General features: G+C 64.1%; 21 protein-coding genes. 6 read left to right on the top strand and 15 right to left on the bottom strand.

Annotation, left to right across the window (positions count from 1 at the left end; all coding sequences use genetic code 11):
* Nucleotides 1–31 precede the first annotated feature (31 nt).
* The 4 genes from AACZ17_RS02330 to gatC are packed head-to-tail and all read right to left on the bottom strand — an operon-like array spanning nucleotide 32 to nucleotide 3,555.
* The gene (locus tag AACZ17_RS02330; protein WP_290744763.1) at nucleotides 32–322 is read right to left on the bottom strand and encodes a PA4642 family protein; all 291 of its coding nucleotides are present in this window, start codon (nucleotides 320–322) and stop codon (nucleotides 32–34) included.
* Nucleotides 319–1,785 carry an Asp-tRNA(Asn)/Glu-tRNA(Gln) amidotransferase subunit GatB gene (gene gatB / locus AACZ17_RS02325; RefSeq protein ID WP_290744761.1) on the bottom strand — a complete coding sequence of 489 codons (1,467 nt, stop codon included), beginning with the start codon at nucleotides 1,783–1,785 and terminating at the stop codon, nucleotides 319–321. The genes AACZ17_RS02330 and gatB overlap by 4 nt, the downstream gene beginning before the upstream one ends.
* Nucleotides 1,782–3,239, bottom strand: coding sequence for an Asp-tRNA(Asn)/Glu-tRNA(Gln) amidotransferase subunit GatA (gene gatA, locus AACZ17_RS02320; RefSeq protein WP_290744759.1), 1,458 nt, complete (start codon nucleotides 3,237–3,239; stop codon nucleotides 1,782–1,784). Before gatA ends, gatB begins: the two co-directional genes overlap by 4 nt.
* Before the next feature lie 28 nt (nucleotides 3,240–3,267).
* Complete coding sequence (gatC, locus tag AACZ17_RS02315; protein WP_290744757.1) at nucleotides 3,268–3,555, bottom strand: Asp-tRNA(Asn)/Glu-tRNA(Gln) amidotransferase subunit GatC; 288 nt, start codon at nucleotides 3,553–3,555, stop codon at nucleotides 3,268–3,270.
* Nucleotides 3,556–3,795: 240 nt separating this feature from the next.
* Here gatC and AACZ17_RS02310 point away from each other — a divergent pair, with 240 nt between their 5' ends.
* Genes AACZ17_RS02310 through AACZ17_RS02285 form a run of 6 tightly spaced genes read left to right on the top strand, consistent with a single transcriptional unit; the run spans nucleotide 3,796 to nucleotide 11,846 of the window.
* Nucleotides 3,796–4,833, top strand: coding sequence for a rod shape-determining protein (locus AACZ17_RS02310; RefSeq protein ID WP_290744755.1), 1,038 nt, complete (start codon nucleotides 3,796–3,798; stop codon nucleotides 4,831–4,833).
* 20 nt (nucleotides 4,834–4,853) lie between these two features.
* Nucleotides 4,854–5,708, top strand: coding sequence for a rod shape-determining protein MreC (mreC, locus tag AACZ17_RS02305; protein ID WP_290744855.1), 855 nt, complete (start codon nucleotides 4,854–4,856; stop codon nucleotides 5,706–5,708).
* Entirely contained in the window at nucleotides 5,705–6,193 is a 489-nt protein-coding gene (mreD, locus tag AACZ17_RS02300) for a rod shape-determining protein MreD (RefSeq protein WP_290744753.1), read from the top strand. The genes mreC and mreD overlap by 4 nt, the downstream gene beginning before the upstream one ends.
* Nucleotides 6,194–6,195: 2 nt before the next feature.
* Nucleotides 6,196–6,786 (top strand): Maf family protein, encoded by a 591-nt coding sequence (locus AACZ17_RS02295; RefSeq protein WP_290744751.1) that lies wholly within the window; start codon nucleotides 6,196–6,198, stop codon nucleotides 6,784–6,786.
* Nucleotides 6,779–7,939, top strand: coding sequence for a ribonuclease E/G (locus tag AACZ17_RS02290; RefSeq protein WP_290744749.1), 1,161 nt, complete (start codon nucleotides 6,779–6,781; stop codon nucleotides 7,937–7,939). Before AACZ17_RS02295 ends, AACZ17_RS02290 begins: the two co-directional genes overlap by 8 nt.
* Entirely contained in the window at nucleotides 7,932–11,846 is a 3,915-nt protein-coding gene (locus AACZ17_RS02285; protein ID WP_290744747.1) for a YhdP family protein, read from the top strand. Before AACZ17_RS02290 ends, AACZ17_RS02285 begins: the two co-directional genes overlap by 8 nt.
* Here AACZ17_RS02285 and yjgA read toward each other — a convergent pair.
* The 11 genes from yjgA to AACZ17_RS02230 form a co-directional block, all read right to left on the bottom strand.
* Entirely contained in the window at nucleotides 11,756–12,337 is a 582-nt protein-coding gene (yjgA, locus tag AACZ17_RS02280; RefSeq protein WP_290744745.1) for a ribosome biogenesis factor YjgA, read from the bottom strand. The genes AACZ17_RS02285 and yjgA overlap by 91 nt on opposite strands.
* Nucleotides 12,330–13,679 (bottom strand): magnesium transporter, encoded by a 1,350-nt coding sequence (mgtE, locus tag AACZ17_RS02275; RefSeq protein WP_290744743.1) that lies wholly within the window; start codon nucleotides 13,677–13,679, stop codon nucleotides 12,330–12,332. Before mgtE ends, yjgA begins: the two co-directional genes overlap by 8 nt.
* 96 nt (nucleotides 13,680–13,775) lie before the next feature.
* A complete protein-coding gene (locus tag AACZ17_RS02270; protein ID WP_290744742.1) occupies nucleotides 13,776–14,045 on the bottom strand; it encodes an HPr family phosphocarrier protein in 270 nt (89 codons plus the stop codon).
* A gap of 2 nt (nucleotides 14,046–14,047) precedes the next feature.
* Nucleotides 14,048–14,902 carry an RNase adapter RapZ gene (rapZ, locus tag AACZ17_RS02265; RefSeq protein ID WP_290744853.1) on the bottom strand — a complete coding sequence of 285 codons (855 nt, stop codon included), beginning with the start codon at nucleotides 14,900–14,902 and terminating at the stop codon, nucleotides 14,048–14,050.
* An 8-nt stretch (nucleotides 14,903–14,910) separates the two neighbouring features.
* Nucleotides 14,911–15,369, bottom strand: coding sequence for a PTS IIA-like nitrogen regulatory protein PtsN (gene ptsN, locus AACZ17_RS02260; protein ID WP_290744740.1), 459 nt, complete (start codon nucleotides 15,367–15,369; stop codon nucleotides 14,911–14,913).
* 8 nt (nucleotides 15,370–15,377) lie between these two features.
* The gene (gene raiA / locus AACZ17_RS02255) at nucleotides 15,378–15,665 is read right to left on the bottom strand and encodes a ribosome-associated translation inhibitor RaiA (RefSeq protein ID WP_290744738.1); all 288 of its coding nucleotides are present in this window, start codon (nucleotides 15,663–15,665) and stop codon (nucleotides 15,378–15,380) included.
* Between the two features lie 107 nt (nucleotides 15,666–15,772).
* Entirely contained in the window at nucleotides 15,773–17,260 is a 1,488-nt protein-coding gene (locus AACZ17_RS02250; protein ID WP_290744736.1) for an RNA polymerase factor sigma-54, read from the bottom strand.
* A 141-nt stretch (nucleotides 17,261–17,401) separates the two neighbouring features.
* The gene (gene lptB, locus AACZ17_RS02245; protein ID WP_290744734.1) at nucleotides 17,402–18,127 is read right to left on the bottom strand and encodes an LPS export ABC transporter ATP-binding protein; all 726 of its coding nucleotides are present in this window, start codon (nucleotides 18,125–18,127) and stop codon (nucleotides 17,402–17,404) included.
* Nucleotides 18,105–18,683: a lipopolysaccharide transport periplasmic protein LptA gene (lptA, locus tag AACZ17_RS02240; RefSeq protein ID WP_290744732.1), complete on the bottom strand. Its 579-nt coding sequence runs from the start codon at nucleotides 18,681–18,683 to the stop codon at nucleotides 18,105–18,107. Before lptA ends, lptB begins: the two co-directional genes overlap by 23 nt.
* A complete protein-coding gene (lptC, locus tag AACZ17_RS02235) occupies nucleotides 18,664–19,224 on the bottom strand; it encodes an LPS export ABC transporter periplasmic protein LptC (protein ID WP_290744730.1) in 561 nt (186 codons plus the stop codon). The genes lptA and lptC overlap by 20 nt, the downstream gene beginning before the upstream one ends.
* Nucleotides 19,224–19,745: an HAD hydrolase family protein gene (locus AACZ17_RS02230; protein WP_290744728.1), complete on the bottom strand. Its 522-nt coding sequence runs from the start codon at nucleotides 19,743–19,745 to the stop codon at nucleotides 19,224–19,226. Before AACZ17_RS02230 ends, lptC begins: the two co-directional genes overlap by 1 nt.

Here is a 19,745-nt window from a genome sequence, read left to right as displayed (position 1 = left end):
GGGCTCCCGGCGGAGACGTCCCGTCCCGGTATCAGAGCCCGGCAGCCCGCCTCAGGATTTCCGCGTACTCGGTGCCATGGCGGTGCTCGCTGATGATGTCGAGGACGGTGCGGCCATCCTTGCCTGTGGCCAGGAGGTTGCGGCCGTCGGCAGTAAAGAACTCGACGAACAGCTGGAAGTCGGATGCGCGCATGCTCTGGTAGGCTTTCAACAGCATGTGAAAGTCGTGGTCGCTGCCATCGTGCGAACGCACCCCGAGGAAGCTGCGGATGTGGTCCTCGGTCCAGACCTCATCGATGACCTTTTCCTTGTCTTTTCTCATGTGTTCCCGTGTCCACCGGCATCTGCCAGTTGCTGGTTGAGCAGATCGTTGACCATCTGCGGATTCGCCTGTCCCTTGGACAGTTTCATGATCTGGCCGACAAAAAAGCCAGAGAGTTTCTTGCGCCGGTTTTCATCCGCCGCCAGGTACTGGGCGACCTGTTCCGGATTGCCCCGGATCACCTCGGAGACCATGGCCTCAAGGGCGCCGCTGTCGCTCACCTGGCGCAGGCCGCGCGCTTCGATAATGCTGTCAGCGTCGCCTTCCCCGGCCCACATGGCCTCGAATACCTGCTTGCCGATCTTGCCTGAGATGCTGCCATCGAGGATACGCTGCAGCAGTGCGGCGAGGGCTGGCGCGTCCACCGGGCTCTCGCCCAGGCTCAGGTCGCTGCGGTTGAGTTGCCCGAGCAGCTCCACCTGCACCCAGTTGGCCGCCAATTTGGCGTCACCGCAGTGTTTTGCCACGCTTTCGTAGAAATCCGCCAGCGGGCGCTCTGCCGCAAGTACGGTCGCGTCATAGGCGCTGAGACCATAGTCGGCGATGAACCGCTCACGTTTGGCCGCCGGCAGCTCGGGCAGGCTGGCGCGTATGCTATCGACCCAGCTTTGCTCAATCACCACGGGCAGCAGGTCCGGCTCGGGGAAGTAGCGGTAGTCGTTGGCGACCTCTTTGCTGCGCATGGAGCGGGTTTCGTCGCGCTCCGCATCGTATAGCCGGGTCTCCTGCACCACCTGTCCACCGGCTTCGAGAATGTCTGCCTGTCGCTCGATCTCGTGGTGGATGGCTTTCTCGACGAAGCGGAAGGAATTGACGTTCTTGATTTCCGCGCGGGTTCCCAATGTCTCGCTGCCTGCGGGGCGCAGCGACAGGTTGATATCACAGCGCATCGAGCCCTCGGCCATGTTGCCGTCGGAAATCCCCAGGCTGGTAACCAGGCTGTGCAGCGTCTTGAGGTAGGCGACCGCTTCTTCTGCGCTGCGCAGGTCGGGTTCGCTGACGATCTCCAGCAGCGGCGTACCGGCGCGATTGAGATCGATACCCGTCTGGTTGTGAAAGTCTTCGTGCAGCGACTTGCCGGCATCCTCTTCCAGGTGCGCGCGGGTGATGCCGATGCGGCGCACACTGCCGTCTTCCAGCTGGATGTCAAAGTGCCCGCGCCCGACGATGGGCTCCTGAAACTGGCTGATCTGGTAGCCCTTCGGCAGGTCGGGGTAGAAGTAATTCTTGCGGTCAAACACCGAGCGCAGCCCGATTTCCGCACCGATACCCAGGCCGAACATGACGGCGTAGCGCACCGCCTGTTCGTTGAGCACCGGCAGCATGCCCGGCATGGCGAGGTCCACCGCGCAGGCCTGGGTGTTCGGCTCAGCGCCAAAGCGCGTGGCCGCACCGGAAAAGATCTTCGATTCGGTGGCCAGTTGCAAATGCACCTCCAGCCCGATGACCACTTCCCAGTTCATGATGAGGCCTCCACGGGTGCTTGCCTGTGCCAGTCGCTCGCCTGCTGCAGCTGGTGTGCCACGTTCAGCAGGCGGGCCTCGTCGAAATGCGGGCCGATCAGCTGCAGGCCAACGGGCAGCCCCGCCGCCTGGCCCGCCGGTACCGACATCGCGGGCAGCCCGGCAAGGTTGACGGCAAGGGTATAGACGTCCTCAAGGTACATGGCCAGCGGGTCGCTGGTTTTGGCGCCGAGGCCGAAGGCGGGCCCCGGGGTGGTGGGCCCGGCAATGATGTCCACGTTGGCGAACGCGTCGAGGAAGTCCTGGCGAATCAGGCGGCGAACCTGCTGCGCCTTGCGGTAGTAGGCGTCATAGTAGCCTGCAGAGAGGGCAAAGGTACCCACCAGGATGCGCCGTTTGACCTCGTCGCCAAAGCCTTCCTGCCGGCTGCGCGTATACAGGTCATGCAGGTCGCGGGGTGCCTCGCAGCGGTAGCCGTAGCGCACGCCGTCATAGCGTGACAGGTTGGTCGAGGCCTCTGCGGGGGCGATGATGTAATACGTGGGAATGCTCAGCTCGGTATGGGGCAGGGTGATGTCGACCAGCGTTGCCCCCTGCTGCTCAAGCAGCGCGAGCGCCGCGTGGATGCGGTCTCCGGTAGCGGTATCGAGCCCCTCGCCGAAATACTCTCGCGGCAGGCCGATACGCAGCCCGGTCAGCGGCTGGCGCAGCTGCGCCGTGTAGTCCTCGACCGGATGGGCTGAGCTGGTGGAGTCCAGGGGGTCGAGGCCGGCAATGGCGTTGAGCAGCAGCGCGCAGTCCTCGGCACTGCGTGCCATGGGCCCGCCCTGGTCGAGGCTCGAGGCATAGGCCACCATGCCCAGCCGCGATACGCGCCCGTAGGTGGGCTTCAAACCGGTGATACCGCAGAATGCCGCCGGTTGGCGAATGGACCCGCCGGTATCGGTGCCCGTAGCCAGTGGCACCAGGCGCGCCGCTACCGCGGCGGCAGAGCCGCCTGAAGAGCCGCCGGGCACCCGGGTGGTGTCCCAGGGGTTGCGGGTGCTGCCGTAAAAGCTGGTTTCGCTGGACGAGCCCATGGCGAACTCGTCCATGTTGGTTTTGCCCAGGAGCACCGTGCCGGCGTCACGCAAAAGCCGGGTGACGGTGGCGTCATAGGGTGGGACAAAATTGTCGAGCATCTTCGAGCCGCAGCTGGTGCGCAGCCCCGTGGTGCAGAAAATATCCTTGTGCGCCAGAGGGATACCGAGCAGCGGCCCCTGCTCGCCAGCCGCCAGGCGGGCATCCGCGTTCGCCGCAGCAGCCAGGGCGCCGGCGTCGTCCACGGAGATGAAACTGTTGTACTGCGGGTCCAGCGAGCGTATGCGCTGCAGGCAGTGCCGGGTCAATTCGGTGCTGCTGAATTCCCGGCTGCGCAAGGCGTGGGCGAGCTCTGCGACTGAAAGATCATGCATGTGACGTCCCGAGGGCGGCTTTGCCGCTTCAATCAATGACTTTGGGTACCAGGTAGAGACCGTTCTCCACGGCGGGCGCGATGGCCTGGAAGGCGTCGCGCCGGTTGTCCTCGGTGACAGCATCGCTGCGCAGGCGCTGGACCGCGTCCAGCGGATTGGCCATGGGCTCCACGGCCGCCGTATCCACTGACTGCAGCTGATCCACCAGCCCGAGGATGGTGGCGATGCGATCGGTGACCTCGGCGACTGCCTCGGGGGCTATGCGCAAGCGCGCCAGCTCGGCCAGTTTTTCAATGTCGTCCTGGTGTACTGTCATTCGATTTACTACCGTCAGCGAGCCTGCCGCCTTCTCGGCGGGGGCGTAAAGTTATCACATTTGCGCCTTGCCCAAAATCCCTGCCATTGATACAGTTATTGGCCAGGTTACACACCGCAGAATAACGAATGAGGCGGTCTCTCAACTGCAGGCCTCTCGGGCCCTGAGGCCCGCCGCGAAGGGGTGTCGCTGAGCTCCGGTACGGAGTTCCCCGATCTATTCACAAGGTAGTCAAAATTCATGTTGAAGAAGCTGCGCGGCGTGTTCTCAAACGATCTTTCTATCGATTTGGGTACAGCGAACACGCTGATTTATGTGCGCGACAAGGGCATTGTTCTCAATGAGCCCTCGGTAGTGGCGATCCGTTTTCACAACGGGCAGAAAACCATCGAAGCTGTGGGCACCGAAGCCAAGCGCATGCTCGGGCGCACGCCCGGCAATATCACCGCTATCCGCCCACTCAAGGACGGTGTCATTGCAGATTTCCAGGTCACCGAGAAAATGCTGCAGCATTTCATAGCCCGGGTGCACGAGAGCCGCTTCATCCGTCCCAGCCCGCGCGTGCTGGTCTGCGTGCCCTGCATGTCGACGCAGGTTGAACGGCGCGCGATTCGCGAGTCCGCATTGAGCGCCGGTGCGCGTGAGGTGCGCTTGATCGAGGAGCCCATGGCGGCGGCCATCGGCGCCGGCCTGAATGTCGAGGAGGCCACTGGCTGCATGGTGGTGGATGTGGGCGGTGGCACGACGGAAATCGCCATCATTTCACTCAACGGCGTCGTGTATCGCGATTCGCTCCGTATCGGTGGCGACCGTTTCGATGAGGCCATTGTCTCGCATGTGCGCCGGCGCTATGGCAGCCTCATTGGCGACGCGACCGCAGAACGCATCAAGCAGGAAATCGGTTGTGCCTTTGCCGGCAGTGAACTGCGTGAAATCGACGTACGTGGGCGCAATCTGGCAGAGGGCGTGCCGCGCAGCTTCACCCTGAACAGCGACGAGATACTCGAAGCCTTGCAGGACCCGCTGCAGGCTATCGTTCAGGGCGTGAAGTCTGCCCTGGAGCAGTCGCCGCCTGAACTGGCGGCCGATATCGCGGAAAGCGGCATTGTGCTCACCGGCGGCGGCGCGCTCCTGCGCGACCTCGACCGCCTGATTTCCGAAGAGACCGGCCTGCCCGTTATTGTCGCCGAGGACCCCCTGACCTGCGTCGCACGCGGTGGCGGTCGCGCCATGGAGCAGATGGATCGGCACACGATTGACCTGCTCTCCACCGAGTAGGGCGCGCGGCGGGGGCTGTTATCAAGCCGCTATTTCTCAAGGAATCCCACCTCGGCCTGCGCATATCGCTGGCCATTCTGGTGGTGGTTTGCCTGATTGCCGCTGACCTGCGCTACAACAAGCTCGATCACAGCCGCGCGGTGCTCGATACGCTGGTGGCACCGCTGATCTGGGTGGCGGATATCCCCGCGCGCCTTGGCCAGTGGCAGGATACGCACATTCGCTCGCGCGCGCGGCTGCTGGAGGACAACGCCCGGCTGCAGCGGGAAAATCTGCTGCTGCAGGGGCGCTCACTGCAAATGGCCTCGCTGCAGGCCGAGAATACCCGCCTGCGCGGCCTGCTGAACTCAACGGCGATGTTGCGCAGCGATGTGCTGGTGGCAGAGTTGATCGGTGTGTCTCCGGATCCGATGCGACACCAGCTGGTGTTGAACAAGGGCAGCACCGACGGTGTTTATGTCGGGCAGCCGTTGATCGATGCAGACGGCCTCATGGGCCAGGTGGTTGAGGTGGGCGAAGTCACCTCCCGGGTTCTCCTGGTGACAGACCTGACGCACTCGGTGCCGGTGCAGGTCAACCGCAACGGGGTGCGGGCGATCGCCGAGGGCACCGGCTCGCTGGACGCGTTGGAGGTGCAGCATATCTCTGCGACCACAGATATTCGCGAGGGCGATCTGCTGGTGAGCTCCGGCCTCGGGGGACGCTTTCCTGTCGGCTACCCGATTGCCCAGGTGGTGCTCGTACAGCGAGATCCCGGGCAACCCTTTGCGCGGGTTCTGGCGCGACCGACCGCTGCGCTGAACCGCAGTCGGCATGTTCTGCTGGTGTTTGTCAAAGCGGCAGAGGACGCGGCGCCTGCGCAGGCTGCGCCGTGACCGCTGGCAACGGCGTGGTGTTTACCGTCGTCGCGGCCAGTTTTCTGTTCGCCGCACTGCTGGCCATCGTACCGCTACCGGAATGGTTGCAGTGGGGGCGCCCGGAATGGGTCGCCCTGACGCTACTCTACTGGTCTATTGCGCTGCCACACCGCGTCGGCATCTTTACTGCCCTCGTGCTGGGCGTGCTGGTCGATGCGCTGGAGGGCGCGGTGCTGGGCCAGAACGCCTTTTCTCTGGCCGTGGTCGCGCTCTGTGCCCTGCTGGTTTACCAGCGCCTGCGGGTGTTCAGTCTCTGGCAGCAGTGTGGCGTCGTGTTTGTGTTGATTGGCCTGCATCAGCTCATCGGCCAGTGGGTGCAGAACCTGGAAGGGGCTGCCGCGCGCAGCCTGTGGTTTTTGCTGCCGGCGCTGTCCAGCGCATTGCTCTGGCCTGTGGTGCTGCAGGTGTTGCGCAGTGTTCGACGCTACTACCGGATTACCTGACCATGTCACTACTCATCCTGGCCTCTGCCTCTCCACGCCGTCAGGAGCTGCTTGCCCAGCTCGGCGTGCATTTTGCGGTGGATCCGGCAGACATCGACGAGTCCGCGCGGCCGGGCGAAGCGCCACCGGATTATGTTGCGCGCATGGCTCGGGAGAAAGCCATGGCCGTGCAGGCCCGTCGCGGCACCTCGGAGCCTGTGCTTGCCGCCGACACCACAGTGGTTATCGATGACGATATCCTCGGCAAGCCAGCCGACCATTTTTCCGGCCTCGGCATGCTCGCGCGGCTCAGCGGGCGCACCCACGTGGTGATCACCGCGGTGTGCCTGGCCCACGCTGAGGGCTGCGCCGAGGTGGCAGTGGCAACCGAGGTCACGTTTATCAACCTCACGCGCGAGCTGTGTGAGCGTTATCTGGCAACGGACGAGCCCTGGGACAAGGCGGGTGGTTACGGCATCCAGGGCCTGGGGGGCGCCCTCGTGCGGCGCATCGAGGGCAGCTACAGTAACGTGGTGGGCCTGCCCCTGGCGGAGACCTGGGCGTTGCTGGCCGAGCACGGCGTGGCTGGCCTTCTCGGACCCGTCGATGCATGACGAGATTCTGATTTGCGAGGACGCGGCCCTCCACCGGATGGCCCGCCTGTGCAATGGCGTGTTGCAGGCGCTGCAGGTCGAGCGCTGTGCCAGCCCCTCACGGGTCGGCAGCATCTACAGCGGGCGTGTCACGCGCTTGCAGCCCGGCATGGAGGCGGCGTTCGTCACCATTGAGCCGGAGCTGCAGGGACTGCTGTCACCGACGGCTGGACCGCTCCCGGCGAAGCTTCGGCAGGGGCAGCGACTGCTGGTGCAGGTGACCCGCGACAGCGTGGGTGACAAGCGTCCACAGCTCAGTGCCGTGCTGGGATTGCCCGGATCGCACCTGGTGCTGCTGGCCAACAGGGGTGGCACAGGTCTGTCGCGCCGAATACAGGACCCGGCGTCCCGTCGTCGGCTGGGCAGCCTGCTGGCCGAGCTGGCGGCGGGGATCGAGGGTGCCAGCCTGCTGGCGCGCACGGCGGCCGCGGACGCACCGGAGGCGCTGTTGCGCGACGAGGCCCGGTTGCTCGCCGAACGGTGGCGGGCGCTGCAGGCGGCGAGTTCCCTGCAGGGGCCGCCGCGGATGCTGCTGCAGGAACTGCCATTTGCCCAGCGCATTCTGCGTGACCTCCCGGGGCCCACACCGAGCGTGATTCGTGTTGCCAGCGCCGACACGGCGGCAGCCCTGCGCAGCTGGTGCGCGGTCTATCGGCCTGCCTTTGCGCCACGGGTGGAACACGCCGGCGACGGTGCTCTCCTGTTTGCCCGTCGCGGCGTGGACACGGCCATCGAATCGTTGTTGCAGCCGCGGGTTGCACTGCCCTCGGGTGGCAGCCTGATTATCGAGCAGACCTCGGCCATGACCACCATTGATGTCAATACCGGCGCCGACAGCGGCAGCAGCGGCGCAGCGCTCACGGCCAACCTCGAGGCGGTGGCGGCACTGCCGCGTGAGCTGCGCCTGCGCGGTATCGGTGGCCTTTTCGCAGTTGATTTTGTTTCCCTCGGTGATTCCGCCGCCTGGCGGCAGGTGCTGGATGCACTGCAGCAGGCGCTGGAAGGGGATGGGGCGTGCGGCCGGGTACACCGGGTCGAGCCGCTGGGCGTTGCCCTGTTCACACGCCGGCAGGCTGCTGCATCGCTGGCCGAGATGGTCCGCGGCAATGACTGAAGCACTGTCGCGGTATCATCGGCTGAGCCAGTTGTTGTGGCGGCTGATCGTTGCGACCGTGGTTTCGTTGGCCGTGTATGTCAGTGCTGGGCGGCTGCTGGTCGGGATGGTGGAAGCCAACCAGCGCTGGCTGCTGGATGGGCTGAATGCGCGGGTGCCCTTCGTGATTGAGCAGGGTGCCCTGTCCGCCGAGTGGCACGGGTTTGGGCCCGAACTGGTTTTCCGCGATGTGCAGCTGCGGTTTCCCGACGGTGAGCCGCTATCAGTGGGAGGGGGGCGTGTCGCCATTGATGTCTGGGGCAGCCTGCTGCAACGCTCCCTGCGCATCGGGCACCTGCGCCTCAGTCATCTGTTGCTATCGGGCGAGATTACGGCCGCGGGGGAATTTCGCCTCATGGGCCTGGGTGGCAGCGGTGGTGATGCGCCGGCACGCCTGCGGGCACTGTTGCTGGATAGCCGGCATGTGACGCTGGAGCAGAACACGCTGCAGCTGCAATCCCCTGATGCGCGACAGCACAGGCTCAGTCTTGACCTGGCGCTGCACCGGGAGGGCAGTCACCGGCAGCTGCGTGCGATGCTCGAGACGGAGGATGGCAGCCGCATACGCATACTCGCCGAGGGCATTGGCGATCCCCTGGCGATGGCGGAATACAGTGGTGTGGTGTACTTGAACGCCGAGCTTGTCGACCTGGCGAGCCTGGACCCCTGGCGCCCCCTGTGGGGTCGGCGACTGCCGCTGGCCGCCAGCGGAGAGGCGCGGCTCGAGGGTTGGCTGGACTGGAATGCGGGGCTCGAAGGTCTGCAGCTGAGGCTGTCCGGCGAGGATATTGTACTGCGCGGCGAGGCGGAAGGCTGGGTGCTGCCGGTGGAGCATCTCAGCCTGGAGTCGAGCCTGCAGCAGCAAGGGCAGCGCTTGAGCGTTTTTGTCTCCGATGTGCAGCTGGACTACGCGGGTGGCCAGCTGGCTGTGCCGCGGTTGCAGGTGGATGTATGGGGTGACTCGCTGCGCCTGCGCGGGCGCGATCTGCCCCTGGCGGAAACTGCAGAACTGGTGAGCACAGCGGGGATACTGCCCACCGCCCTGACCGATGTCCTGCAGGAACTGGACCCGCGCGGTGCGTTAAGGGAGCTGCAGTTCAGCATGGATGACATGACCGCAGAAGCCCGCGGATGGGATTTGTCCCTCGCCTTCACCGACCTTGCCCTGGCTTCCTGGCGCGGCGCGCCGGGCGTGACCGGGGCCAGTGGGCACCTACAGCTCACGCCGGCCAGTGGCCGAGTGATACTGGATAGTGAGGACATTACCCTGGAGTTCCCCACCGTCTACCGGCAACCGCTGGTCTACCGAGAGCTCTTCGGAGACCTCGATATCAGCTGGACAGAAGCCGGTGTGCAGCTGCACAGCGGGCTGCTGACAGCCAAGGGTGAGGAAGGCGTGGCGCGAGCGCTGCTCGGACTGTGGATCCCGCGGGGACCAACCCGCAACGGTATTGAAATGGATCTGCTGGTGGGTTTGCGTGACTCCGATGCCCGGTATCGCAGCCGTTACCTGCCATATATCCTCGACGAGAACCTGTTGCAGTGGCTGGACAGCAGTGTGCAACAGGCAGCGCTCGATGCCGGCGGATTTCTCTGGCGTGGCAGTCTACGGCCTGAGGTACCGGCGGGCCGGACCGTGCAGCTGTTCTTTGTATTGCGTGATGCCGAACTGGCCTACCACCCGCGCTGGCCCACGCTGTCCGTCCCCGAAGGTACCGTGCTCATCGATGACACACGGGTCAGCGTGTGGGCAGGTGCGGCACGGCTCTACGATGCCGCCGTCTCCCGGCTGTCCGCAGAAACCTGGCGTTCGCCGTCAGGGGAAATGCGTCTGGCAATCACCGCCGGCATTGCGGGCAGTGCGACGGACGGACTGCGGGTCATCAACCAGTCGCCGCTGGATGAGAGCCTGCAGGGCGCGCTGCAGCAGTGGTCCGCGCAGGGTGGTCTGACGCTTGACCTGGCGCTGGATCTTCCCCTCGGCGAGGCCGAGTCGTCCGCCGGGGTCGCGCTGGATGTCGCCCTCGACGATGCGTCGCTGGCCATACGTCCGGGCGGGTTGCAGATCGACGGGCTGAATGGCGCGCTGCGCTATACCAGCGCCGGCGGATTCGCTCTGGAAGGCATGACGGCGCGACTTTGGGGAAGACCCCTGGCGGTGTCCCTGTCACAACCCGCACCACCGGAGGGCGGTGTAAGGCTCTCCGTTGCTGGCGACGTCGCAGTGGCATCGCTGCGCGACTGGCTGGGTGACGCCGTGCCGGCGCTGGCGACCGGCGAGGCACCCGTGACGGCGACGCTGGATATCGTGCCCGGGGCCGCGCCGCAGTTGCAGCTGCGCTCGAACCTGCAGGGCGTGGCCCTGGCGTTGCCCGAGACCTGGGGTAAGGCAGCGCATGAATCACTCGATTTCACGGTCGACAGTTCCCTGGGCAAAGAGCCGTTGATTCTGGATCTGCGCGCAGGCGACCGTGTCGCCGCGCGCCTTGCCCTGGCCGATGGCAGGCTGGACGCTGCTTCGCTCGCGCTGCAGGATCAGCCTTTACCGCTGGTGCCGGGACAGGTGCGCCTGTCCGGGCACGCGGCGCTGCTGGATGTGGATGCCTGGCAGCGCGCCCTGGAACCGCTGCTGCCCGTGCGGCCGGGCGCTGTCGACCCGGCCAGCGGCCCGCAGCTCGTGGTAGAGCAACTGCTCGTGGATAGCGTGCTGCTGCGCGGGCAGGACTGGCAGGATGTGCTGGTCAACCTGCAGCAGACGGCGCAGGGCTGGCGAGGTGGCGTGGAAACGCCCTGGCTGCGTGCTGCAGGACGCGCCGACAGCCGCCTGTCCAGGCTGGTGCTTAATATCGACGCTCTGGACCTTGCCGGCCTGTCTACGGGCGACGGAGAGTCCCCCGATCCCGGTGTTGTGAACGACTGGCCGGATATCGATGTCGCTATCGGGCAAGTCCTGCGCGGGGGGAGGCCCTTGGGTCAGCTCTCGTTTGTGTTGCGTCCCGGCGATCGCACCCTCGATGTGCAAGCGCTGCAAGGCGAGCTCGCCGGCCTGCAGATTGCCTCCGACCCGGAAGCCAGCTTGACCTGGTCCGACGAGGGAACCCGTCTGAAGATGGATCTGGTGGCCGCTGACCTGGCCGACACCCTGGCAGCACTGGGCTATGAAACCATCCTCGAAACGGAGCAGGGCCGTTTTGCAGTGGATCTGCGGTGGCCTGGAGCACCGCAGCGATTCGCCCTGGCGAGTGCCAGTGGCCGCTTGTCGCTGGCGCTGGATGAGGGTCGCTTCCTGAATGCATCGGCGGGCGCCTCTGGCGCGCTGCGTGTGGTAAGCATTCTCAATCTGGCGGACATCGTGCAGCGCCTCAGCCTGACCCAGTGGTTTGAATCGGGTATTCCCTTCGACAGCATGGATGGGGAGTTGCAACTCCAGGCTGGAATGATTCGTGTGCCGCAGCTGGCGGTATCCGGCGCTGGCTCCAGCTTCCGCTTCAGTGGCAGTTCGGAGATTGCCTCCCGCTCGCTGGATGGAGAGCTGGTTGCGACACTGCCGGTGGCGAATAACCTGCCCTGGGTTGCCGCCCTCACAGCCGGGCTACCGGTTGCCGCGGGGGTGTTCGTGGTCAGCAAACTGTTCGAAAAACAGGTGTCCCAGTTATCCAGTGCGGTCTATGGTATTTCCGGCACCTGGCAGGAACCGGAGGTGCGGCTGGACCGGATATTTGACACCAGCGATGGCACTGCGCCTGTGGAAGCTGTGCCGGCGCCGGGCGAGGTCGCTCAGGATTCGTCGGCGTCGTCTGCTGCTGCATCCAGCGCATCGCCATCGCCTTCGCCATCGCCGGCCGCGGACGCCAGCTCGCGCAAATAGCGAAACAGCTTGCGCGCAGCCGCCGGTGCCTGCCCCCGTTTCTGTTCACGTTGGGCTTGCAGCAGCAAATTGCGCAGGTGTTGACGGTCGGTATCGGGCCAGCGCTCGACAACGTCGCCAATCACCTCCGGGCCCTCATCGAGGAGGCGGTCTCGCAGCGCTTCCAGCCCCTGGAAGTGGGCGGCGGCACGGTGCTGCTCCTGATGCATGGCGCTCAGCGCGGCTGCGATCGGCTCGGCATCAATGTCGCGCATGAGTTTGCCAATGAACTGCAGGTGGCGGCGCCGGGCGCTGTTCGATGTGATGCGCTGGGCCTCGGCGATGGCTTCCAGCAGGCGAGTATCTTCGATCGGCACCTTCTGCAACTGCTTGTCGCTGAGCGCGGTGAGCGCTTCGCCCAGGTTCTGCAGTGCGGTCATGCGTCGCTTCAGCTCGCTTTTACTGGGCGGCTCGAATTCGTCGTGCTCATCGGGGGGGGTGTAATCAGGCATAGAACCAGGTCGCCAGGCCGAGGAATGAAAAGAAGCCGACCACGTCAGTGACCGTCGTCAGCACCACGCCACCCGCCAGCGCCGGATCGATTTTGAGTCGCTTCAGCAGCAGGGGCAGGGCCGCGCCGGTAAACGCGGCGGTGACCAGGTTGATGATGATGGCCAGGGCGATGATCAGGCCCAGGGTCCAGTCCTGGAACCAGGCGGAGGCGGCGACCGCCACCACGCCGGCCCACAACAGGCCGTTGAGGATCCCCGCACCCACCTCGCGGTGGATCAGCCAGGATTCGTTGTTCTTGCTGACCTGTCCCAGGGCGATACCGCGCACCATCACCGTCAGCGTCTGGGTCCCGGCGATGCCCCCCATTGAGGCCACGATCGGCATCAGTACCGCCAGCGCCACCACTTTTTCGATGGTGTCCTGAAAGATGTTGATGACCGAGGCGGCAATAAACGCCGTGATCAGGTTGATGCCAAGCCAGATGGCACGCCTGCTCGCGGTGTTGAGCACCGGCGCGAAGGTGTCGGTATCTTCTGCCAGGCCCGCCATCGACGTCAGCGAGTGATCGGCGTCTTCGCGGATCACGTCGACCACGTCGTCAATGGTGATACGGCCGAGCAGACGTCCGTCATCGTCCACTACCGGGGCCGAGACCCAGTCATTGCGCTCGAACAGGCGCGCCACTTCATCGTCCGGCATGGAGGCGGGAATCGGCGGAACATCGGTGAGCATCATTTCCCGCACAGTGGCCGAGGGGTCGGACACCAGCAGCGTGTTTAGCGGCAGCAGGCCGATAAACTGGTCATTGCGATTGACGACAATCAGATTGTCGGTCATGGCGGGTATCTCGGTGTGCCGGCGCAGGTAGCGCAGCACCACATCCAGCGTCAGGGGCGGGCGGATGGTGATGGTGTCCGTGCTCATCAGGCCGCCGGCAGTGTCGTCCGGATAGTTCATGACCTGTTCCAGGCGGGCGCGGTCCCGGTGGTCCATCGAGTCGAGAACTTCGCGCGTTATCCGGTCCGGGAGCTGTTGCAGGATGTCGGCGAGGTCGTCGTCCTGCAGGTGTTCGGTAATCTGCGCGACTTCCGCCGCATCCATGTCGCTGAGGAAATGCACCCGGAGCTCGTCGCCGAGCTCATTGATGACGTCGCCTTCGTTCTCCAGTTCCACCATCTGCCACAGGATGTGGCGGAATTTGGGCGGCGAAGACTCCAGCAGGTGGGCGACATCGGCAGCAGGCAGTCCATTGAGCATGCGTTTGACGTCAGCGAACGTGCCACTCCCCAGTGCCTGGGACAGGCGTTCGAGTCTTGCCTGTGATGATGAGGGCTGCGCCATGGCTTACGGGTCCGCGGAAAAGGTGCTGGTGGCAATGCAGCGCAGATTATCCGGCAAAGCGCCGGGCGTAACAATGTGGCGGGGGGTCAGTGTGACCTATTCACCTTCATCAAACCGGTTTTCGACCAGCGTGCGCAATGCCTCCAGGGCAGCTTCCTCGTCGTGGCCATCGACCTCGATGTCGAGCACGGTGCCTTGCCCTGCCGCCAGCATCATGATGGACATGATGCTTTTGCCGTCGACCATCTCGCCATTGCGGCCCGCCCGTACAGTGCTGCTGTAGGCCGCAGTACAGCTCACGAACTTGGCGGCGGCGCGTGCATGCAAGCCGAGTTTGTTGATGATGGTGAGTTGCGCTTGAATCACGGTTACTGCAGTTCCCGGTGGCGAATATGAACCTGCGGGTACCGCTCCTTGTAGTGCCGGTAGAGCCTGGCCGCAAGATATACTGACCGATGTTGACCACCGGTACAACCGATCGCCACCGTCATGTAGCTGCGGTTGCTGTCCCGGTACTGCGGCAGCCAGCGATCCAGGTAGTCACAAATGCTCTCGAACAGCTCGCCGGTCATCGGCTGTGCTTCGAGGAAGTCCTGCACTTCCGTGTCCAGTCCATTCTGCAGACGCAGTTCTTTCACCCAGTGGGGGTTGGGCAGCATGCGCACGTCGAACACCAGGTCGGCATCCGTGGGCACGCCGCGTTTGAAGCCAAAGGACTGGATCAGCACTGACATGCTGCCCGAGCTCTCGCCGATCAGTCGCTGCCGTACGGCATCCCGCAGTTCGTAGATGGTCAGCTGGCTGGTGTCCAGTACCAGCGCGGCGGCGCTGGCGATGGGTTCAAGCAACTCGCGCTCGCGCTCGATGGCTTCTGCCAAAGGCATCTGTTCGCCACTCAGGGGGTGTTTGCGCCGGGTTTCGCTGAAGCGCTTGATGAGCACGCTGTCCTGCGCGTCCAGAAACAGGATCTCGCTGTTCACACTGTCCGGTAACGCGTCGACGATGGCGTTGAAGTCCTCGAGATTGCGCCAGGCATTGCGTGCATCAATGCACACCGCGGCGCCGCGGAAATGCTCAAATCCCGGGCGGCTGGCCTCATCGACCAGGGCGGGCAGCAGGGCGGCAGGGAGGTTGTCGATACAGTAAAAGCCCTCGTCCTCCAGCTGATGCAGGGCGGTACTTTTGCCCGACCCGGAGCGGCCTGAAATGATCACCAGGTGCATGGCGCGGGTCAGGCCTGCCACTCGGTCGCCCGCCGGAACAGCGTGGCACTGTCGGGGGCATCGCGCAATGCGTCGCAGAAGCTGGACTGGCTGAACAGGCGGGCGATGCGCGCCAGTATGTCGAGGTGGGCCTGGTGGGCCTCTTCAGGCACCAGAAGCACAAACAGGATATCCACCGGCAGGTCGTCCGGTGCGTCAAAGTCAATCGGCTCCTCCAGTGTGACCAGGCAGCCGATGGGCTGACTGCAATTGGCGATGCGGCAATGCGGGATGGCAATACCGGCACCCAGACCGGTACTGCCCAGGCGCTCGCGCGCGATGAGCTGGGCGAAGATATCCGCCTCGGCAAGCTCCGGACTGGTGTCGCTGACCACACTGGCCAGCGTTTCAAAGAGCCTTTTTTTACTGCTGCCGGGGGCACGGCAGACCGTGCGCCCCGGCGTCAGCAGTTCAGAAAGAACGTGCATGAAAGTTCCTAACGGGCTCGCGCCTTTTCCTTGTGTTTGATGAGCTGGCGGTCGAGCTTGTCGGCCAGTGCGTCAATCGCTGCATACATGTCCTCTGACTCCGCTGCGGCAAAGATGTCCGCGCCTGAAATGTGCACGTTGGCCTCGGCCTTCTGCACCATTTTTTCCACAATCAGGGTGACTTCGGTATTGGTTATCTGGTCGAAATGTCGCTGCAGGCGCTCGAACTTACTCTCCACATATTCACGCAGCGCATGGGTAACCTCTACGTGGTGTCCGCTGACGTTCAATTGCATACCTGACTCCTTCTTCTCATGAAAGCCGGGCTTGTCGCCCGGAACCGGTGTGCCGCGCTCTGCCGGCGGCAACCTGACCACGTACTGCCGGGCAGTACACTGATAGTCTAGACCAATCTCTTGCGCTCATTGGAGGGCGGGATCATCAACATCTCGCGATATTTCGCCACCGTGCGGCGCGCCACCTGCAGACCCTGCTCCTCCAGCACGGCGGCAATCTTGCTGTCGCTGAGCGGTTTGCGCGGGTTTTCCGCCGCCACCAGCTTGCGAATCAGCGCCTTGATCGCGGTGGAAGAGGCCTCGCCACCTTCAGTGGTGCCCACGTGGCTGGAGAAGAAATATTTCAGTTCGAAAATACCCCTCGGCGTGTGCATGTACTTGCGTGTTGTGGCGCGGGATATGGTCGATTCGTGCATCTCGATGGCGTCCGCAATGTCATGCAGCACCAACGGCTTCATGGCCTCTTCGCCATACTCAAGGAAATTGCGCTGGTGTTCCACGATCTTGCTCGCCACTTTCATCAGTGTTTCGTTGCGGCTGTGCAGGCTTTTCAGGAACCAGCGGGCTTCCTGCAGGTTGTCCTTCAGGAAGGTGTTGTCGGCACTGCTGTCGGCGCGACGTATCAGGCTGGCATAGCTGTCATTGATGCGCAGCTTGGGCGCAATGTCAGGGTTGAGCTCGACCACCCAGCGGCCGTTGCGCTTGCTCACGAAAACATCAGGCACCACATACTCCGTGGTGTCTTCGCCAACGCTCTGCCCCGGGTTTGGATCCAGGGTGCGGATCAGGTCCAGCACCTCTTTCAGCTGGGCTTCGCTGAGGCGCATGCGACGCATGATCTGCTTGTAGTCGCCGCTGCCCAGTTGTGCCATGTGCCGGCTGATCATCAGCCGAGCCTGTTCCACGCAGGGCGTACCCGGGGGAAGCTGTTGCAGCTGCACAAGCAGGCATTCCTGCAGGTCGCGTGTACAGACACCGGCCGGCTCAAACTGCTGCAGGCAGTGCAGCACCGCCACGACCTCGTCGAGGTCGATGTCCAGATCCGGCGTCAGCGACTCATGGATATCCTCGATACTGCTCTGCAGGCGTCCGTTGGCGTCGGTCGCATCGATAATGGCCATGGCGATGATGCGATCAGTGTCCGACAGGCGAGTGAGGTTCAGTTGCCAGAGCAGCTGGTCCTGCAGACTGTCGCGGGCGTTGTTGCGCGCGTCAAAATCGCCGTCAAACCCATCCTCTCCCTGGCTCGCGGGGGCCGAGGAGGAGGGCAGCAGGTCATCCCACTGGGTGTCGACAGGGAGTTCATCGGGGAGGGTGTCGGTTTGCCATTCGTCAGCGCTAGCGGCGACGTCGCGCTCTGCCTGTTCCGGAGTGGCTTCTCCGGTGGACTGGCTGTTCTCGGTCGCCAGCGCGCGGGCTTCAGCCTCGGCGTCGTAGTCGTCCTCGGCAAGTTCCAGCAGTGGGTTACTGTCCAGCGCCTGCTGGATCTCCTGCTGCAAATCCAGGGTGCTCAGCTGCAGCAGCTTGATGGCCTGTTGCAGCTGCGGCGTCATTGTCAGCTGTTGGCCAAGCTTGAGTTGAAGCGACTGTTTCATCAACGTACTGGATTCATCCCGGGTACCGCCGCGGGTTGGCTGTGATGCCAGTGTAGCGCTGGCGCAGGTAGCCGCGCAACAGAATGGCGCGAAATTTGCTTGCGGGATTGTGGAGGCGCGGGGCAGGGGTGAGGCCCTGCGTCAAAGCCTGAAGTGCTCGCCCAGATAGACCTTGCGCACGCGGGGGTTTTCCAGCACTTCCTGGGCATTTCCCTCGGCGATGATATGCCCCTCGCCGACGATGTAGGCACGCTCGCAGATGTCGAGGGTTTCGCGGACGTTGTGGTCTGTGATCAACACGCCTATGCCGCGCTTGCGCAGATGAATGATGATGTCCTTGATATCGGAAACCGAGATCGGGTCCACGCCGGCGAAGGGTTCGTCAAGCAGGATGAAGTCGGGCTCGGTCGCCAGTGCGCGGGCGATTTCCACGCGGCGCCGCTCGCCTCCGGACAGTGCCTGGCCGAGGCTGGTGCGCAGGTGAGTCAGGTGGAACTCCTCCAGCAGCCGGTCGCAGTGTGCCAGTCGCTCGGCCTTGCCCAGGTCGGGCCGCGTTTCGAGAATCGCGAGCAGGTTGTCCTGCACGCTCAGCTTGCGGAAAATGGAGGCCTCCTGGGGCAGGTAGCCAAGCCCGCGGCGCGCCCGGTCGTGCATCGCCAGTGACGTGATATCTTCGCCATTCAGTTCGATGCGCCCGGCGTCTGCCGTGATAATGCCAACCACCATGTAGAAGCAGGTGGTTTTACCTGCCCCGTTGGGGCCCAGCAGACCGACCACCTGCCCACTGGAAATCTCCAGCGAGACGTCGATGACCACCTTGCGACCCCGGTAGGCCTTGGCCAGGTTACTCGCCCTGAGTTGCGCCACGCTGCGCCTCTTGTTCGTCGCCTTCCAGCACCTCGGCGGGGATGACGACCTCGACCCGGCCGCCGTCCTCGCGCCGACCGGCGTCGGCCCTGACCCGCTGCTCCGCCATGAAATAATCGATGGTATTGCCGGTAACAATCGAGCCGTCCTGCTCAATCCGCGCTTCGCGGCTGAGTTTCACCCGCTCCTGGGATTTGAAATACTCGATGCTGAGCGCTGCTGCGTGAATAACCGCCTTGTCGGCCGCCGGCTGCTGCTGCATACGCGCCGGGCTGCCTTCCGCCACGATGCGGTCAGCGGCCTCTCGGCCATGGAAGATGGTGAGCTTGTTGGCCTGGATCTGCAGGCTGCCCTGTTGCAGACGCACGTTTCCCGTGTATTCGGTAAAGCCCTCGCGCTCATCGCGCAAGGCCTGATCAGCACTGATTCGAATTGGCTGCTCGCGGTCGCTGGGCAGCGCCTGTGTGGCGCTGGCCAGCAGCAGGCTGATCACCGCAAGCCCGATGCTGAGTGCACGTGGGCCAATGCGACTCCCCTCAGGAGCCTTCCGGAACATAGATCCCCTCCACGCCGGGCATCAGGCGTATGGTTTGGCGCTTCAGGTCTGCGAACATCCCGTCGGCGGTAAGTACATTGTTGCCCTGGGTCACCCTGACCGGGACCTTGGACCTTGCGGTGCGCTGTTTCAGGTTGAGGGTCATGGCGCTGGTTTCCAGAACACCCCCGGCCTTGTCATCAGTCAGCACCACGTCTTTGCGCAATATCAGTATGCCAGTCCGGTGCTTGAGCCGGCCGCGCGTGGCACTGGCCGACCAGGTCTGGTTGTTGCCGTCATGCGAGTAGAACCTTGGCTGCTCCAGATCTGAGACCTCATCGTCACCCCGATGTTCCACACGCACGGCCTCCATGACATGGGCGAGGTTACCGTCTTCCGCATAGGTCAGGCTGCGCGAGTCTAGCAGATAGGTCTGTACAATATCTGCCTGTTGCGCCACGGGTCTGCGCTCCAGCGGACCACCGCCCGTGATGCCCAGGTAGCACGCCACTACGCCGACCAGCACCGCCGCGAGAAGCCATGGACGCCTGCGTCGCTCCATCAGCGGAACTCTGTGAGCAGGTCGTCCCACTGCCCGCGTGCCTGCAACAGCCACTCGGCGGCTTCCCGCACGGCCCCCGCACCACCCGGGGCGCGGCTGCACCAGTCTGCGGCGGCGCGCACCTCCGGCACGGCATCGGACACGGTCATCCCGATTCCTGCCGCGCAAATCGCACCGAGGTCCGGGAGGTCGTCGCCCATGTAGGCACATTCGCTGAGCGTCAGGCCCAGGTGTTCCCCGAGTTCCTGCAGTGCACTGAGCTTGTCTTCACGGCCCTCGTACAGGTCGGCGATGCCCAACTCTGTGGCCCGCCTGGCGACCATATCTGAACGGCGACCGGTAATGATCGCCACCCGGATGCCACAACGCTGCAGCAGCTTGATACCCAGTCCGTCCTTGATATTGAAGGACTTGAGCTCGCTGCCATCGCTGGCGTAGGTCACCCGGCCGTCACTCAGGACGCCGTCGACATCCAGCGCCAGCAGGCGGATGGCCAGCGCGGCCTGGGGTTCGGTGACCAT

The sequence above is a fragment of the uncultured Haliea sp. genome, assembly GCF_963973825.1.
In the GTDB taxonomy this organism is placed as follows: Bacteria; Pseudomonadota; Gammaproteobacteria; order Pseudomonadales; family Halieaceae; genus Haliea.
The sequence above is the reverse complement of the archived record's forward strand: the minus strand, read 5'-3'. Positions and strand labels throughout refer to the sequence as shown.

Bases quoted from the DNA above. Each gene is read 5' to 3' on its own strand.
- raiA (WP_290744738.1), bottom strand. From the start codon at position 15,665: ATGCAATTGAACGTCAGCGGACACCACGTAGAGGTTACCCATGCGCTG.
- mgtE (WP_290744743.1), bottom strand. From the start codon at position 13,679: ATGGCGCAGCCCTCATCATCACAGGCAAGACTCGAACGCCTGTCCCAG.
- AACZ17_RS02295 (WP_290744751.1), top strand. From the start codon at position 6,196: ATGTCACTACTCATCCTGGCCTCTGCCTCTCCACGCCGTCAGGAGCTG.
- rapZ (WP_290744853.1), bottom strand. From the start codon at position 14,902: ATGCACCTGGTGATCATTTCAGGCCGCTCCGGGTCGGGCAAAAGTACC.
- gatB (WP_290744761.1), bottom strand. From the start codon at position 1,785: ATGAACTGGGAAGTGGTCATCGGGCTGGAGGTGCATTTGCAACTGGCC.
- gatA (WP_290744759.1), bottom strand. From the start codon at position 3,239: ATGCATGATCTTTCAGTCGCAGAGCTCGCCCACGCCTTGCGCAGCCGG.
- AACZ17_RS02285 (WP_290744747.1), top strand. From the start codon at position 7,932: ATGACTGAAGCACTGTCGCGGTATCATCGGCTGAGCCAGTTGTTGTGG.
- AACZ17_RS02230 (WP_290744728.1), bottom strand. From the start codon at position 19,745: ATGGTCACCGAACCCCAGGCCGCGCTGGCCATCCGCCTGCTGGCGCTG.
- AACZ17_RS02330 (WP_290744763.1), bottom strand. From the start codon at position 322: ATGAGAAAAGACAAGGAAAAGGTCATCGATGAGGTCTGGACCGAGGAC.
- AACZ17_RS02310 (WP_290744755.1), top strand. From the start codon at position 3,796: ATGTTGAAGAAGCTGCGCGGCGTGTTCTCAAACGATCTTTCTATCGAT.
- AACZ17_RS02290 (WP_290744749.1), top strand. From the start codon at position 6,779: ATGCATGACGAGATTCTGATTTGCGAGGACGCGGCCCTCCACCGGATG.
- ptsN (WP_290744740.1), bottom strand. From the start codon at position 15,369: ATGCACGTTCTTTCTGAACTGCTGACGCCGGGGCGCACGGTCTGCCGT.
- gatC (WP_290744757.1), bottom strand. From the start codon at position 3,555: ATGACAGTACACCAGGACGACATTGAAAAACTGGCCGAGCTGGCGCGC.
- lptA (WP_290744732.1), bottom strand. From the start codon at position 18,683: ATGTTCCGGAAGGCTCCTGAGGGGAGTCGCATTGGCCCACGTGCACTC.
- yjgA (WP_290744745.1), bottom strand. From the start codon at position 12,337: ATGCCTGATTACACCCCCCCCGATGAGCACGACGAATTCGAGCCGCCC.
- lptC (WP_290744730.1), bottom strand. From the start codon at position 19,224: ATGGAGCGACGCAGGCGTCCATGGCTTCTCGCGGCGGTGCTGGTCGGC.
- AACZ17_RS02250 (WP_290744736.1), bottom strand. From the start codon at position 17,260: ATGAAACAGTCGCTTCAACTCAAGCTTGGCCAACAGCTGACAATGACG.